Raw genomic sequence first — 13,984 nt, forward strand, 5'->3', positions numbered from 1 at the left:
GCGAACCAAGCCGGTACAGAGCCGGTACACAACCTCCGTGAGCGGCGGAAGTTCACTCGTCGCGTGCGGCGGGCAGATGGGGCAGCCGGTCGGCCGCAACCACACCTTCGAGGTACCCACGGGCCCGCTCCGTGCGGGGGTAGGCCTCCAGGAGTCGCCAGAAATCGGACCCGTGCCCTGGCACGAGGAGGTGGGCGAGTTCGTGGACGAGGACGTAGTCGACGACGTACTCGGGCATGCCCTGCAAGCGGTGCGAAAGGCGGATGCTGCCTTCCGACGGGGTGCACGAACCCCACCGGGTGTTCTGGTTCGTGACCCAGCGAACGGACGCGGGCCTGGCCCGGCCGTCGAAGTACTGCTCGGAGAGGCGCTCGGCACGCTCGAAGAGCTCCGCGTCGCCCAGGACCCGCTTGCTCTCCTGGGCCGCGAGCTTGTCGAGCATGACGTTGACCCAGCGCTGTTCCTCGGCCTCGGACATGCGGGCGGGGATGAGCACGACGGTGCGATCGCCCTCTCGGTACGCCGAGACCGTTCTGCGGCGGCGGGCGCTCCTTCTGACCTCGACCGCGCTCCCCCCAGAGCCGGGTGACGGCGGGCTGGTCATGCTGCGCTGTGGGTTTCCGGCGCGGTGCAGTGGGTCGGCGGGCACGCCCCGACGTTACCCGCTGGGTGTGGGGGAAGTCCCGCCTCCGGGACGGTTCGGCGGGGTATCGCTCCCCGTGCGATCGATTAGTACGACGAATACCCCGCGCCTGTGGACAACCCGCGACGGCTGTCGATCGGGACGGGCATCCTGGCTGTCGACCGGCGATGCGGATGGGATGCGGACGGGGATCAGCAGCGCCGGATGACCACGGGGGGACGACCATGCATCCGATCCTGAAGCCGACGCTGCGACGCGGCTGGCGCGATCTGAACACCATCCAGTTCGGCGTGGCGCCCGCTCACGCATTGGTGCTGGGGCCGGTGGACACGGCGACGGGCAGCTTTCTCCAGCTTCTGGACGGAACACGCGGGCTTCCGCTTCTGCGCGAGGAGGGCAGACGGATGGGTCTGCCCGACGATCACGTGGACAAGCTCGTGCGGCGGCTGTCCGGGGCCGGGCTCCTCGACGACGCGACCGGAGGCGGTTCGGCGGCCGACGCCCTGCGCAAGCGGGATCAGGCCATGGACCGGCTGCGCCCGGATCTGGCTTCCCTCTCGGTCGTGACCGCCGGGCCCGGTGACGGGATGCGGAAGCTGGCGGCGCGCCGCGCGATGCGGGTCCAGGTCCGGGGTGCGGGGCGAGTGGGGGCGGTGGTGGCGTCTGTCCTGTCCGGGGCCGGTGTGGGGCAGGTGGACGTGCTCGACGGAGGAGTAGTCGAGCCCCGGGATGTGGCGCCGGGCGGTCATCCCGCCGAAGCGATCGGCGACCGCCGGGACGCCGCGGCGCGGCGGGGCGTGCGGCAATGGGCTCCGGACCGGCCGCCCCGCCGGGTCCGGAGGACAGCGGGAGCGGCGAGGGCGGCGGGAGCAGCTAGGGCGGCGGAAGAACTGGGAGAAGCGGGGACGGCGGGGACAGCGAGGGAAGAGGAGCCGGCTCTCTCCCTTGTGGTCATCACCCCGCGGGACGGGCTCGACGCACACGCCCCCGACCCCCTCGCCGCCGAGCCACTCGTCTCGTCGGGAACACCGCACCTTTACGCGGGGGTGATCGAGGGAACCGGAGTGGTGGGGCCGCTCGTCCTCCCGGGGGCGACGGCCTGCGCGGGCTGTCTGGCGCTCGACCGTGCGGACCGGGACCCCACCTGGCCGCGCATGCTGGCGCAGTGGCGTTCGGGACGCGCGCGCCATGTCACCGCGTGTGATCTGGCGCTGTCGACCACCGTCGCCGGCCTCGCCGCGGCGCATGCCCTGGCCTTTCTGGACGGGGCGGCACCAGCGAGCGCGGGAGTCCGCTGGGAGGCGTCCGTGCCGGGCCTTGACTGGCACGCACGGCCGGTGTCACCGCATCTCTCGTGCCCGTGCGGGGCGGGTGTGGTGGATAAGGGGGAACACCCCGCCGGGGACAAAGAGCCGCACGACACAATGGCCGGGTAACCGCCTGACGAGGCGTGGCTGTCTGGGACTTGGAGGGGCGCATGTCTGATCTTCCCCGGAAGGCGGTAACCCGTACCGCCAAACTGGCCGCGCTGCCACTCGGCTTCGCCGGGCGGGCGACCTGGGGGCTCGGCAAACGGATAGGGGGCAAGTCGGCGGAGATCGTCGGCCGTGAGCTGCAGCAGCGCACGGCGGATCAGTTGTTCAAGGTGCTCGGCGAGCTCAAGGGCGGGGCCATGAAGTTCGGCCAGGCCCTGTCCGTGTTCGAGTCGGCGCTTCCCGAAGAGGTCGCGGGGCCGTATCGCGCGGCGCTGACGAAGCTCCAGGAAGCGGCGCCGCCGATGCCGACGCGCACCGTGCACGCCGTCCTCGCCGAGCGGCTCGGCGATGACTGGCGCGAGCTCTTCCTGGAGTTCGAGGACAAGCCGGCCGCCGCGGCCTCCATCGGCCAGGTCCACCGGGCGGTGTGGCAAGACGGCCGCGAGGTCGCGGTCAAGGTGCAGTACCCGGGCGCGGGCGAGGCCCTGCTCTCCGACCTGAACCAACTCAGCCGCTTCGCCCGGCTCCTGGGGCCGCTGGTTCCGGGGATGGACATCAAGCCGCTCATCGCGGAGCTGCGCGACCGGGTCTCCGAGGAACTTGATTTCAGCCTGGAGGCCCTCGCACAGCGCGCGCACGCGGAGGAGTTCGCGGACGATCCGGATGTGCTGGTGCCCGATGTGGTGCACCAGAGCGAGCAGGTTCTGGTGACCGAGTGGATCGACGGGATACCCCTGTCGGACGTGATCGCCGACGGCACGCAGGAGCAGCGGGACCGGGCGGGACAGCTCCTTGCCCGTTTCCTCTTCTCGGGGCCCGCGCGCACCGGGCTGCTGCACGCCGATCCGCATCCGGGCAATTTCCGTCTGCTGCCCGACGAGAAGGGCGGCCTGCGGCTCGGGGTCCTCGATTTCGGCACGGTGGACCGGCTGCCCGGCGGGCTGCCCCCGACCATCGGCCGCTCCCTGCGGATGACGCTCGACGGCGAGGCCGACGCGGTCTACGCGATGTTGTGCGAGGAGGGCTTCGTCCAGGAATCCGTCGATCTCGAACCGGACGCGGTCCTGGACTATCTGCTGCCGATCATCGAACCCATGCTGGTGGAGGAGTTCACCTTCACCCGGGGCTGGATGCGCGGGCAGGCGGCGCGGGTAGCCGATCCCCGTTCTCCCGCCTATCAGTTGGGCAAGCGACTGAACCTTCCGCCGTCGTATCTGCTGATACACCGTGTGACGTTGAGCACGATCGGGGTGCTCTGTCAGCTCGGGGCGACGGTCCGGATGCGGGACGAACTCGAGGAATGGCTGCCGGGGTTCGTGGAAGAGGAGCCACAGGAGGACGCGCAGGAGGAGGCGGCGGAGGCGGACGATCCGGCGGCCGGCGCCTGAGACAGCTGACGCCGGGGACAGACGGCGCCCGGGAACAGCCGGTGCTGGGGAACGGCCGGTGCTGGGACCGTGGCTCGCCCTCGTCCTCACCACCAGGGGGAGTCGAGCCGCCCCTCGATGGCCCGGATGTTCTCGCGGGCGCAGGAGTCGCAGAAGTAGCGGCGGACGCCGTTCTCCATGGAGCAGGTCCAGGTGAGCGGCGCGCCTTCGGCGACCTTGCCGCAGCGGGAGCACACAAGATTCCCGGCGTCCGCGGGCTGAGGAGTCTGCTGGTCCACCCGGAGACCCTATCGCCGCCCGTGAAGGTTCGCCCGGTACAACGCACCGCGGGGGCCGGTCCGTTCGGACCGGCCCCCGCGGGCTTCGTGGTGTGGCTCAGGCTGTGCGTCGAACCGTCACTGCATGACGGCCATGGCGAGCGCGCGCCTTGCGCGCAGTGACGCGCGCTCGGCCCGGCGCTGCATCCGGCGTGCCGCCATCAGGCGGGCGGCCGGGCGCTGCGCGTCGGCCTCACGCATGCGTTCGTGCATATGCGCACGAGCCAGGGCTTCTGGGATGAGTTGCATCTCGCGGGTCCTGTTCTGGCGCGAGTCGTTCGCGCCGGTGGTGGAGAAGTCTGTGGTTGCGGAGCCGGCGGGCTCGGCGGTGGCTGCCTTCATCGGGGCCTGCTTCTTGGGGTCGTGCGTCAGGGGGCGATCGATCGTTCCGATGGCGTTCATGCGGCGACAACCGGGTTCTTGCGCGGACGGCCACGCGGCCGCTTGCGGGCAACGACGACACCCTGGACGAAGAGCTCGCCGCCCCAGACGCCCCACGGCTCACGCCGCTCCTTGGCGCCGGCCAGGCAGGCCTCCATCAACGGGCAGGTACGGCAGAGGGACTTGGCGTACTCGACGTCGGCCGGCGACTCGGCGAAGAAGACCTCGGGGTCGTAGGCACGGCAGGGGACGGGTACGCCGAGGTTCTCGATGGCGTCATCGAGCGCGGTGAGCGCGGTGAGGGGAGTCAAGGTCGGGTCCTCCGTGGGAACGGGCGGGGGGAGAGTCTCTGAAGGCGGTACGGACGGGGCGTGCGCTTCGAGTTGCACGGTGTTGTTTTCCTCGTCTGGTCGTGCCGGCCTGGGTCGGCCGGTTGGCGGCTGGTACCGGGTCTTGCTCGGCCCCCTCGCTCCGTCATCCCGTTTCGGGAAAAACAGAAGGGCCGCGGATCCCGGGTGGGGTTCCGCGGCCCTGAAGGCGCCGGTCTGATCGAGGATCAGACTGGATCACTCCAGGGTTCGAGCCCACGGAAGGCCCACATCGTGTGGTGGTGCTGCGTCTGCTGCTGGGTCGTCTGCTTCTTGGCTCCGGCACCGGCCGCGGCAAAGGCATAGGCCTGCGCCTGTGCCGTCGCTACTGCTTCCGGTGCCTTGGTCGCTCGCTCGCTGCCTTCATTGACCTCACGCATCGGAAGCACGTTGACAGCGGTGCGACGCGGGAGGGACAGAGGCAGGACAGAGGACTCCGGACGGTTGGCGGCGACAGCGATGCCACCGGACAGACCGGTGCCCGGGATCGAGAAGCCGAGCAGGCAGGAAGCGACGACCGAGCGATCGGTCAATTTCACGGTGCTGATGAAGCTCTCGTTGATGCTGATCACTGGAATCGCCTCCTCTCGGCGTCTATGGGATCGGCCGGAACCGATCCTGCGGGCGGACTATTAAGTACAGCACGGAGCGAGGGCTTCGGAGAAGCCGCCGTTCCCGTGCTTAAGAACCTATGGGTCTTCCTTGCGCCTGCGCAAACTATTTTTTCGACGAGTTTGAATCAGTTGCCATCGGCGCCCCTTACACGGTCCTCACCTGCGCAAATGGCGAGGACATCAGATCCATAGCGGTTGAGCTTGCGCACGCCGACGCCGGGGATCCGGGCCAGCTCCCCCTCCTCGTCGGGCGCGGCCTCCGCGATGGCGATCAGAGTTTTGTCCGTGAACACGCAGTACGCCGGCTGTCCCAGCAGTTGCGCCTGACCCGAGCGCCACTCCCGCAACCGCTCGTAGAGCCCCTCGTCCATGTCGGACGGGCAGTCCTCGCATCGCATGAGCTTCATCTCGCCCGCGTCGGTCAGGGACCTTCCGCAGACCCGGCACCGGGCCGGCGACCTGCTCGTCCGCCTGCGCCCCCTGGCGCCGCCGCTCTCCCCGACCCCGCCGCTCCCGCTGCCGCGCTCGATGCCACCGGGACCACCTGCCGCGGCACGCGCTCCGGCGCCCGCCCCCGAGCCCGGGCGCAGCCCGTCCAGGAAGCGGCTGGGGCGGCGTCCCGCGCGACCGCCCGGAGAGCGGGAGAGGGCCCAGGAGAGGGAGAGCCGGAGGCGGGCCCGGGTGACCCCCACGTACAGGAGGCGGCGCTCTTCCTCGATCTGCTCGTCCGTCTTGGCGTACGTGATCGGCATCATGCCCTCGGCGAGTCCGACCAGGAAGACGGCGTCCCACTCCAGGCCCTTGGCCGCGTGCAGCGAGGCGAGGGTGACGCCCTCGACGGTCGGCGCGTGCTGGGCGTTGGCGCGCTCGTCGAGCTCGCCCACCAGGTCGGCGAGCGTCGCTCCCGGCTTGGCCCGTTCGAAGTCCTCGGCGAGGCGCACCAGGGCGGCAAGGGACTCCCAGCGGTCACGGGCGGCGCCGGAGCCGGCCGGCGGCTCTGTCGTCCACCCCTTCGTGGAGAGGACGGCACGCACCTGCGAGGGCAGGTCGACGACGTCGTCGAGGAGGGAGTCGTTGCCACCGAAGCGGGCCGCGCCGCGCAGGGCCGCGCCCGCCTCACGGACCTCGCTGCGCTCGAAGAAGCGCTCGGCGCCGCGCAGCTGGTAGGGCACACCGGCGTCGGCGAGTGCCTGTTCGTAGATCTCGGACTGGGAGTTGGTGCGGAAGAGGATCGCGATCTCGCTCGCCGGGACGCCGTCGGCGATGAGGGCCCGGATGCGGCGGGCGGCGCCTTCGGCCTCGGCGGGCTCGTCCGCGTACTCCGTGTAGACCGGTTCGGCGCCGGCTTCGCGCTGGGAGATCAGTTCGAGGCGGTGGTCCGCGGCGCGGCCCCGGGCCTGGGAGAGCAGGCCGTTGGCGAGGTGCACGACCTGGGGCGTGGAGCGGTAGTCCCGGACGAGCTTGACGACCGTCGCTCCGGGGTGGCGGATGCGGAAGTTCAGCAGGTGGTCGGGGGTCGCGCCGGTGAAGGAGTAGATCGTCTGGCTGGCGTCGCCGACGACGCAGAGGCTGTCGCGGTCGCCGAGCCACAGCTCCAGGAGGCGCTGCTGGAGCGGGCTGACGTCCTGGTACTCGTCGACCACGAAGTGTTGGTACTGGGCGCGGACCTGGTCGGCGATGTCGTGGCGGTCCTGGAGGATGCCGACGGCCAGGAGCAGGACGTCCTCGAAGTCGATGACGGAGCGGTCGCGCTTGAGATCTTCGTACGCCCCGTAGATCTGGGCGATCTCGGCGGCGTCCCGTGGGATCAGGCGGCCCGACTTCGCGGCGGCGGTCGCATAGTCGGCGGGGACGGTCTGGGTGACCTTGGACCACTCGATCTCGCTCGTCACGTCCCGCAGTTCGTTGCGGTCGAGGCGGATGCGGGAGGCGGCCGCCGCGTCGGCGACGAGCTTGATCTTGCGGTCGACGATTCGGGGCAGCTGGCCACCGACTGCTTTCGGCCAGAAGAACTGGAGCTGGCGCAGTGCCGCGGAGTGGAACGTGCGCGCCTGGACTCCGGACGCGCCGAGCTGGCGCAGGCGGCCGCGCATCTCGCCGGCCGCGCGGTTGGTGAACGTGACGGCGAGCACGCTGGCGGGTTGCAGGATTCCGGCGCGGACGCCATAGGCGATCCGGTGCGTGATCGCCCGGGTCTTGCCCGTCCCGGCGCCCGCCAGGACACACACCGGCCCGTGCAGGGCGGTGGCCACCTCGCGCTGCTCGGGGTCGAGCCCGGCGAGCACCGCGTCGGCAGAGTCCGGAACCTGCGGGAAGAGGGTGGAGTGCGTTGCTGCTGTCACCCCGCCATGCTGCCAGGTCCCCCGGGGCGCGTGAGCAGGTTGTCCACAGGGAGGCCTCCGCAGTCGTACTAATGCGGGAATGGTGGCCGGGTCACGTACGTTCAGGTCATTGCGATGACGCACCCCGAGCAACAAAGGAGCGCGAGACACATGCCGGGCACTGTGACGATGTACAGCACCACGTGGTGCGGCTACTGCCGCCGGCTCAAGGGCCAGATGGACCGCGAGGGCATCACGTACAACGAGATCAACATTGAGCAGGACCCGGATTCCGCGGCCTTCGTCGAGAAGGCGAACGGCGGGAACCAGACGGTTCCCACCGTTCTCTTCCCGGACGGCTCGACGCTGACGAACCCCTCGCTCGCCCAGGTGAAGCAGAAGCTGGCCGCCTGAGCGGCCGGGGTCCCGGTCCGGCGGACCGGCCCTAGCCCACGGCGCCCGGCTTCGGCAGGGGCTTGCCGTACCAGAGCTCGATCAGTCGGGCCGCAATCGAGATCCCGTACGGAGGCAGGACCTCCCCGGACTCGAATGCGGCCCGCAGGTCTTCGCGGGAGAACCAGCGGGCCTCGGAGATCTCCTCGCCGTCCACGTTGATCTCCGAGGACGTCGCTTCGGCCATGAAGCCCAGCATCAGGCTGGAGGGAAACGGCCAGGGCTGGCTCGCGACGTACTCGACGTCGCCGACCGTGACGCCGGCCTCCTCCCAGACCTCGCGGCGCACCGACGTCTCGATGGACTCGCCCGGCTCCACGAAGCCCGCAAGAGTCGAGAAGCGGCCCTCGGGCCAGTGCACCTGGCGCCCGAGGAGCGCGCGGTCCTGGTCGTCCGTCACCAGCATGATCACTGCCGGGTCCGTACGCGGGTAGTGCTCGGCGCCGCACGCCTGGCAGCGGCGGATGTGGCCGGCCGCGGCGATGACGGTGCGCTCGCCGCAGCGCGAGCAGAAGCGGTGCAGACGCTGCCAGTTCTCCAGGGCCACGGCGTGCACCATCAGGCCCGCGTCGCGGGGCGACAGGAGGAGGCCCGCCTCGCGCAGGCCCGCGGGGCGTGCCTGCTGGTCCATGCGGCCGGGCAGGGAGTCCTTCTGCAGCGCGAAGTAGCTGACGCCGTCGTCGTCCGTGCCCAGGAAGTAGCGGTGGGCCTCGGTGAGGGGCGCTTCGAAGGTCGGCGTCATCACCAGTTCGGTGGCGCCTTCGGGCGTCTCGTCGATGAGTACCTGGCCGCCGGAGACCACGAAGACCCGTGTCGTGGGGTGGCTCCAGGCGGCGGCGAGCCAGGCCTCGTCGAGGCGGTGGTGGGCTGCGCGATCGATGCCGCTCGGTGCGGTGAGCGAGACGGGACGGTCAGCGGTGCGGTCGGTCCAGGTGGTCACAGGTGCTTCCAACTCCCCCGATGGAATGGGTGGTGCGGCAAGGTCGGCAATGCGGGGCTCAGTGTGCATCGCGCCAGTGCTCGGCGAGATCGCCCCACAAATAGGCCGTCGTCTCGACTCCCTTGAGGAGCAGATCGATCTCGACCTTCTCGTTCGGTGCGTGCCAGCCGTCGGACGGCACGGAGATGCCCAGGAAGAGCACGGGGGCGTCGAGTACGTCCTGGAGATCGGCCGCCGGTCCCGAACCGCCCTCGCGGGTGAACAGGATCGGCTTCTCGAAGGCTTTGCCCATCGCCCGTACGACGGACTGCAGGGCGGGGTGGTCGAGCGGCGTCAGGCACGGGCGCGTGGCGGCGCCGAAGGTGATGGTGTGGCTGATTCCGTTCGGCAGCTGGTCGGCGACCCAGGTGCGGACCGCATCTTCGACGCGGTCCGGGTCCTGGCCCGCGACGAGCCGGAAGGACAGCTTCAGGAAGGCCGACGACGGGACGATCGTCTTGCCGCCCGGTCCTTGGTAGCCGCCTCCGATGCCGTTGACCTCGGCGGTGGGGCGGGCCCAGATGCGCTCCAGGGTGGTGTGGCCCGCTTCTCCGTGGGTCGCGTGCGACTTGGCCGTACGCAGCCAGCTCTCCTCGTCGAAGGGCAGCTCGGCGAAGAGTTCGCGCTCGCGGTCGGTGAGTTCGGCGACACCTTCGTAGAAGCCGGGGACGGCCACGCGCGCGTGCTCGTCGTGCAGCGCGGCGACGAGGCGCGCGGCGGCGGTCGCCGGGTTCGGGACGGCGCCGCCGAAGGAGCCCGAGTGGATGTCCTGGTCGGGGCCGCGCAGCTCTATCTCGCAGTCGGCGAGGCCGCGCATGCCGGTGCAGACCGTGGGGGTGTCCTCGGCCCACATGCCGGTGTCCGAGACGATCACCGCGTCGGCGGCGATGCGCTCCCCGCACTCCTCGATCAGCGCGCGGAAGTGCGGCGAGCCCGACTCCTCCTCGCCCTCGATCAGGAGCTTCAGGTTCACCGCGGGGGCGCTGCGGCCGGTGGCGGCCAGGTGGGCGCGGACGCCGAGTGTGTGGAAGAACACCTGGCCCTTGTCGTCGGCCGCCCCGCGCGCGTAGAGGCGATTGCCCCGGACGACGGGCTCGAAGGGTTCGGTGTGCCAGCCGTCCTCGCGGGCCGCCGGCTGCACGTCGTGGTGGCCGTAGACGAGGACGGTGGGGGCCTGTGGGTCACCGGAGGGCCACTCGGCGAAGACGGCGGGGGCGCCGGGCGTCTCCCAGACCTCGACGGTCGGGAAACCGGTCTCCTTGAGCCGGGCCGCGAGCCAGTCCGCGCTGCGCCGTACGTCGTCCGCGTGGTCGGGCTGTGCCGACACGGACGGGATGCGCAGCCACTCGGCGAGGTCGTCGAGGAAGGCGGCACGGTGGGTCTGGATGAACGTACGGACGGCGCTGCCGCCACTGACGTCGCTGTCAACGGACTGGCTCATGGTCACGAGCCTAGCCGCCCTCGGGAGCCGGTTCGTCCGGTGGTTCGTCACCCGGCTGCCCGCCCGGTTCCGCCAGGAGGATCCGCTCAAGTTCGGCCCGGCCCGGCAGGTGCGCGGGGCGGGAGATCTCACCGCTGCGCACATACAGGAACGAGGCCTTCACGGACTCCGGGGGTACGTCGTGCAGCTCGGCCCAGGCCAGGCGGTAGACGGCGAGCTGGAGGGGGTCTGCGGTGCGGGTTCGGCTGGTCTTCCAGTCGACGATCTCGTACGTCACGTCGTCGCCGTCGACCTCCTTGTAGACCGCGTCGATCCGGCCGCGGATCACACGACCCGCGAGCGTCAGCTGGAAGGGCACCTCGACGCGGTGGGGGGAGCGGTGGGCGTACTCGGTGCGCTCGAAGGCCTCCTTGAGGGCTTCCAGATCGCGCTCGTCCGCGATCTCGGCCTCGCCGGGGCCGCCGCCCGGCAGATCCTCGGGAGCGAGCAGCGGGAGGCGCAGCTCCTCAAAGCGGGTCTCGATCCAGGCGTGGAAGCGGGTGCCGCGCCGGGCCGCGGGCTGCGGCGGGCGTGGCATGGGGCGCGCAAGCTCCTGCGCGAAGCCCTCCGGGTCGGCCGCCAGGCGGAGCACTTCGGACGCGGTGAGCGATGCAGGTACGGGAACGTCCCTGATCGCCTCACGGGCGCGCAGGAGTTCGCCGGTGAGGGCGTCCAGGTCACGGTCCCAGGAGGCGAGCGTGCGGGCCTCCTCCGGGGTGAGACGGGCCTCGCCGGGGGCGGCGGCGGTCTCGGTGTCGGTGTCGGCCGGGTGCGGGCGGGCGCCGGGCACGCCGGGCACGGCTGACGACGGAGGGGCGGTCTGGTGCGGGATCGCGGGACGGGCCGCTGTCCAGGAGTCCCAGTCACCGGTGTCAGCGTCCCCTGGGTGGGCAGCCCCCATGTCGGCGTCGGGGGCCTCTTCGTCCTCTGGCGGGGGCGGCCAGTCCGGGTCCTCGTAAGGAGGCACGTCGTCGAACGCCGACGGGTGGGGCTCCTCGTGCGAGCGGGCGTCGGCAGGCGCTGCCTCCCCCGTCATCTCCGTCACCCCCGCCTCCCCCGTCAGGCCGTCCAGATGCGTGAGGACCGTCTGCGCGGCGGACCGGCGGCGGGCCAGGGCCATGTCGTCCAGCGGCAGCGGCCACGCGTGCTCGGCGGCGCCTTCCGCCAGGGCGGGGTTCTCCTCGCCCTCCTCCGGTTCGTCGGCCCAGGCCTCGATCTCCCCGTGGCCCAGCACGCAGTGGTCGTACAGCGCCCGGAGGAAGTCCGACGGGCCGCGCGGCTTCTTCTGCGAGGGGCCCCACCAGTGGCCGGAGCCCAGGAGCAGCGAGCGGGGGCGGGTGAAGGTCACGTAGCCGAGGCGGAGCTCCTCTATGCGCTGGTGTTCCTTCATGTCCTCGTGGAACGCCTTCATGGAGCGGGAGTCCCACGCCTCTATGTCGGGCAGGGTGGCCGCGTCGCCGCGCAGCGCGTGCGGGACGACCTTGCCCTGCGCCGTCCACTTCTCGCGCCCCTGGGTGCTGGGAAACGTGCCGGTGACGAGCCCGGGGACGGCCACGACGTCCCACTCCAGGCCCTTGGACTTGTGGGCGGTGAGCACCTTGACGGTGTTCTCGCCGCCGGGCAGGGCGTTGTCCAGGCCCTTCTCGTACTGCGCGGCCGTCCGCAGGAAGGCGAGGAAGGCAAGGAGGCTCGCCCCGCTGTCGTTCGCGGCGAAGGACGCGGCGACGTCCAGGAAGTTCGACAGCGTCTCGCGGCGGCGGGCCGCGAGGGCGTGCGGTGACGCGGAGAGCTCGACTTCGAGGCCCGTGACGGCGAGCACCCGGTGCAGCACGTCCATCAGGGGGTCGGCCAGCGAGCGGCGCAGATCGCGCAGTTCGGCGGCGAGCCGGGCAAACCGCACCCTCGCCTCCGGCGAGAAGGGCAGCCCGTCGTCCTCCGTGTCCTCGTCGAGGGGCGTCTCCAGGAAGGTGTCGAGCGCGTCGGCGAGCGATATCACCTCGGCGGGATCGACCCCCTCGACCGCTTCGGCGAGCCGCCGGTCCGGGTCGTCCGGGGCCGCGTGCCCATGGCGTACGAGAAGGCGTGCGCGACGGCCCAGGAGGGCGAGGTCGCGCGGGCCGATGCGCCAGCGCGGGCCCGTGAGCAGGCGCACCAGGGAGGCGTTCGCGCCGGGGTCCTGGAGCACCTCGCAGACGGCGACCAGGTCGGCGACCTCCGGGAGGTGCAGAAGCCCGGCGAGGCCGACGACCTCCACGGGCACGTCGCGGGCCACGAGCGCCCCCTGGATCTGCGCGAAGTCCGTCGCCGTGCGGCACAGGACCGCGATCTCGCCGGGGGCCTTTCCGGTGCGCACGAGGTGCGCGATGGAGTCGGCGAGCCAGTCGATCTCCTCGGTGTGCGTGCGCAGAAGGGCGCAGCGCACCAGGCCGTCGCGTTCGGCGCCTGGCGCGGGCCGCAGGGCCTCCACGCCCGCGTGCATCGCGCGCAGCGGCTCCGCGAGGCCGTTCGCGAGGTCCAGGAGGCGGCCGCCGCTGCGGCGGTTCTCGCTGAGCGCGTGGCGGGCCGCGGGGCGGCCGTCGGCGTACGCGAAGTGCTCGGGGAAGTCGTCGAGGTTCGCCACGGACGCGCCCCGCCAGCCGTAGATCGCCTGGCAGGGGTCGCCGACCGCCGTCACCGGGTGGCCCGTGCAGCCTCCGAAGAGGCCTGCCAGGAGGATGCGCTGGGCCACCGACGTGTCTTGGTACTCGTCGAGCAGGACGACGCGGAACTCCTCGCGCAGGATCTCGCCGACCTGCGCGCGCGTGCGGGCCAGCGTCGCGGAGAGGGCGATCTGGTCGCCGAAGTCGAGGAGGTCGCGGGCGCGCTTCGCCTCCCTGTAGCGGCCGACGAGCTCGGCCAGTTCGAGCCGGGCCGCCGCCGTCTCCGGCACCTTGCGCAGGTCGGCGTTGGAGAGCTTGGCGCCCTCCAGGGCGTGCAGCAGCTCGGTGTCGTACGCGCGAAGCTGCTCGGGACGTACGAGGTGTTCCGCGAGCTCGCCGTCGAGTGCGAGGAGGTCGCTGACGAGGTCGGGGAAGGAGCGCGTCAGCGCGGGATACGGTCCCGGCGCCTCGCGCAGGACGCGCGCGGCGAGCTGGAAGCGGGTGGCGTCAGCGAGCAGCCGGGTGGTGGGTTCGAGCCCTATACGCAGCCCGTGGTCGGTCAGGAGACGGCCCGCGAAGGCGTGGTACGTGGAGATGACCGGCTCGCCCGGAGGGTGGTCCGGGTCGAGGGTCTCGGGATCGGTGACCCCGGCCTTGATCAGCGCCTGGCGCACCCGCTCGGCGAGTTCGCCCGCCGCCTTGTTCGTGAACGTCAGGCCGAGGACCTGCTCGGGGGCGACCTGGCCGGTGCCGACCAGCCAGACCACGCGGGCCGCCATCACCGTCGTCTTGCCCGACCCGGCTCCGGCCACGATCACCTGCGGGGCGGGCGGCGCGGTGATGCAGGCCGTCTGCTCCGGGGTGAACGGGATGCCGAGGAGCTCTTTGAGCTGCTCGGGGTCGGTGATACGAGGTGGCACGTCAGA

Annotated in this window: 12 protein-coding genes; 3 read left to right on the plus strand and 9 right to left on the minus strand. The window is 71.5% G+C overall.

The window, feature by feature from the left end; translation table 11 throughout:
* Positions 1-52: 52 nt before the first annotated feature.
* Positions 53-649, minus strand: coding sequence for a M48 metallopeptidase family protein (locus IE226_RS16860; protein ID WP_190082047.1), 597 nt, complete (start codon positions 647-649; stop codon positions 53-55).
* A 218-nt stretch (positions 650-867) separates the two neighbouring features.
* Between IE226_RS16860 and IE226_RS16865 the strand changes: the two genes are divergently transcribed.
* Positions 868-2,079 (plus strand): ThiF family adenylyltransferase, encoded by a 1,212-nt coding sequence (locus tag IE226_RS16865; protein WP_190082048.1) that lies wholly within the window; start codon positions 868-870, stop codon positions 2,077-2,079.
* Positions 2,080-2,120: 41 nt separating this feature from the next.
* Entirely contained in the window at positions 2,121-3,506 is a 1,386-nt protein-coding gene (locus IE226_RS16870) for an ABC1 kinase family protein (RefSeq protein ID WP_190082049.1), read from the plus strand.
* Between the two features lie 86 nt (positions 3,507-3,592).
* On the opposite strand, the gene IE226_RS16875 is transcribed toward IE226_RS16870, so the two are convergent.
* From IE226_RS16875 to IE226_RS16895, 5 genes are all read right to left on the minus strand, one after another.
* Positions 3,593-3,784 (minus strand): hypothetical protein, encoded by a 192-nt coding sequence (locus tag IE226_RS16875; protein WP_190082050.1) that lies wholly within the window; start codon positions 3,782-3,784, stop codon positions 3,593-3,595.
* A gap of 117 nt (positions 3,785-3,901) precedes the next feature.
* Positions 3,902-4,225: a putative WhiB-interacting protein gene (locus IE226_RS16880; protein WP_190082051.1), complete on the minus strand. Its 324-nt coding sequence runs from the start codon at positions 4,223-4,225 to the stop codon at positions 3,902-3,904.
* Complete coding sequence (locus tag IE226_RS16885; RefSeq protein ID WP_190082052.1) at positions 4,222-4,593, minus strand: WhiB family transcriptional regulator; 372 nt, start codon at positions 4,591-4,593, stop codon at positions 4,222-4,224. Before IE226_RS16885 ends, IE226_RS16880 begins: the two co-directional genes overlap by 4 nt.
* 167 nt (positions 4,594-4,760) lie before the next feature.
* Positions 4,761-5,144, minus strand: coding sequence for a hypothetical protein (locus IE226_RS16890; RefSeq protein ID WP_190082053.1), 384 nt, complete (start codon positions 5,142-5,144; stop codon positions 4,761-4,763).
* A gap of 167 nt (positions 5,145-5,311) precedes the next feature.
* The gene (locus tag IE226_RS16895) at positions 5,312-7,633 is read right to left on the minus strand and encodes an ATP-dependent DNA helicase UvrD2 (protein ID WP_373306979.1); all 2,322 of its coding nucleotides are present in this window, start codon (positions 7,631-7,633) and stop codon (positions 5,312-5,314) included.
* Positions 7,634-7,678: 45 nt separating this feature from the next.
* On the opposite strand from IE226_RS16895, the gene IE226_RS16900 reads away from it, so the two are divergent.
* The gene (locus IE226_RS16900; RefSeq protein ID WP_190082054.1) at positions 7,679-7,921 is read left to right on the plus strand and encodes a mycoredoxin; all 243 of its coding nucleotides are present in this window, start codon (positions 7,679-7,681) and stop codon (positions 7,919-7,921) included.
* Between the two features lie 31 nt (positions 7,922-7,952).
* Here the strand turns inward: IE226_RS16900 and nudC are convergent, their stop codons facing one another.
* From nudC to IE226_RS16915, 3 genes are read right to left on the minus strand one after another with little or no spacing between them, the layout of a single operon-like run.
* Entirely contained in the window at positions 7,953-8,900 is a 948-nt protein-coding gene (gene nudC, locus IE226_RS16905) for an NAD(+) diphosphatase (RefSeq protein WP_190082055.1), read from the minus strand.
* A 58-nt stretch (positions 8,901-8,958) separates the two neighbouring features.
* Positions 8,959-10,380 (minus strand): dipeptidase, encoded by a 1,422-nt coding sequence (locus IE226_RS16910; protein WP_190082056.1) that lies wholly within the window; start codon positions 10,378-10,380, stop codon positions 8,959-8,961.
* A gap of 10 nt (positions 10,381-10,390) precedes the next feature.
* Positions 10,391-13,978 (minus strand): UvrD-helicase domain-containing protein, encoded by a 3,588-nt coding sequence (locus IE226_RS16915; RefSeq protein ID WP_190082057.1) that lies wholly within the window; start codon positions 13,976-13,978, stop codon positions 10,391-10,393.
* Between the last annotated feature and the right edge of the window lie 6 nt (positions 13,979-13,984).

This window comes from Streptomyces longisporoflavus (assembly GCF_014649775.1).
GTDB classification, from domain to species: domain Bacteria; phylum Actinomycetota; class Actinomycetes; order Streptomycetales; family Streptomycetaceae; genus Streptomyces; species Streptomyces longisporoflavus.

Excerpts from the sequence above, each read along its gene's own strand:
- IE226_RS16865 (WP_190082048.1), top strand. The coding sequence starts at position 868 with ATGCATCCGATCCTGAAGCCGACGCTGCGACGCGGCTGGCGCGATCTG.
- IE226_RS16880 (WP_190082051.1), bottom strand. The coding sequence starts at position 4,225 with ATGAACGCCATCGGAACGATCGATCGCCCCCTGACGCACGACCCCAAG.
- IE226_RS16900 (WP_190082054.1), top strand. The coding sequence starts at position 7,679 with ATGCCGGGCACTGTGACGATGTACAGCACCACGTGGTGCGGCTACTGC.
- IE226_RS16870 (WP_190082049.1), top strand. The coding sequence starts at position 2,121 with ATGTCTGATCTTCCCCGGAAGGCGGTAACCCGTACCGCCAAACTGGCC.
- IE226_RS16910 (WP_190082056.1), bottom strand. The coding sequence starts at position 10,380 with ATGAGCCAGTCCGTTGACAGCGACGTCAGTGGCGGCAGCGCCGTCCGT.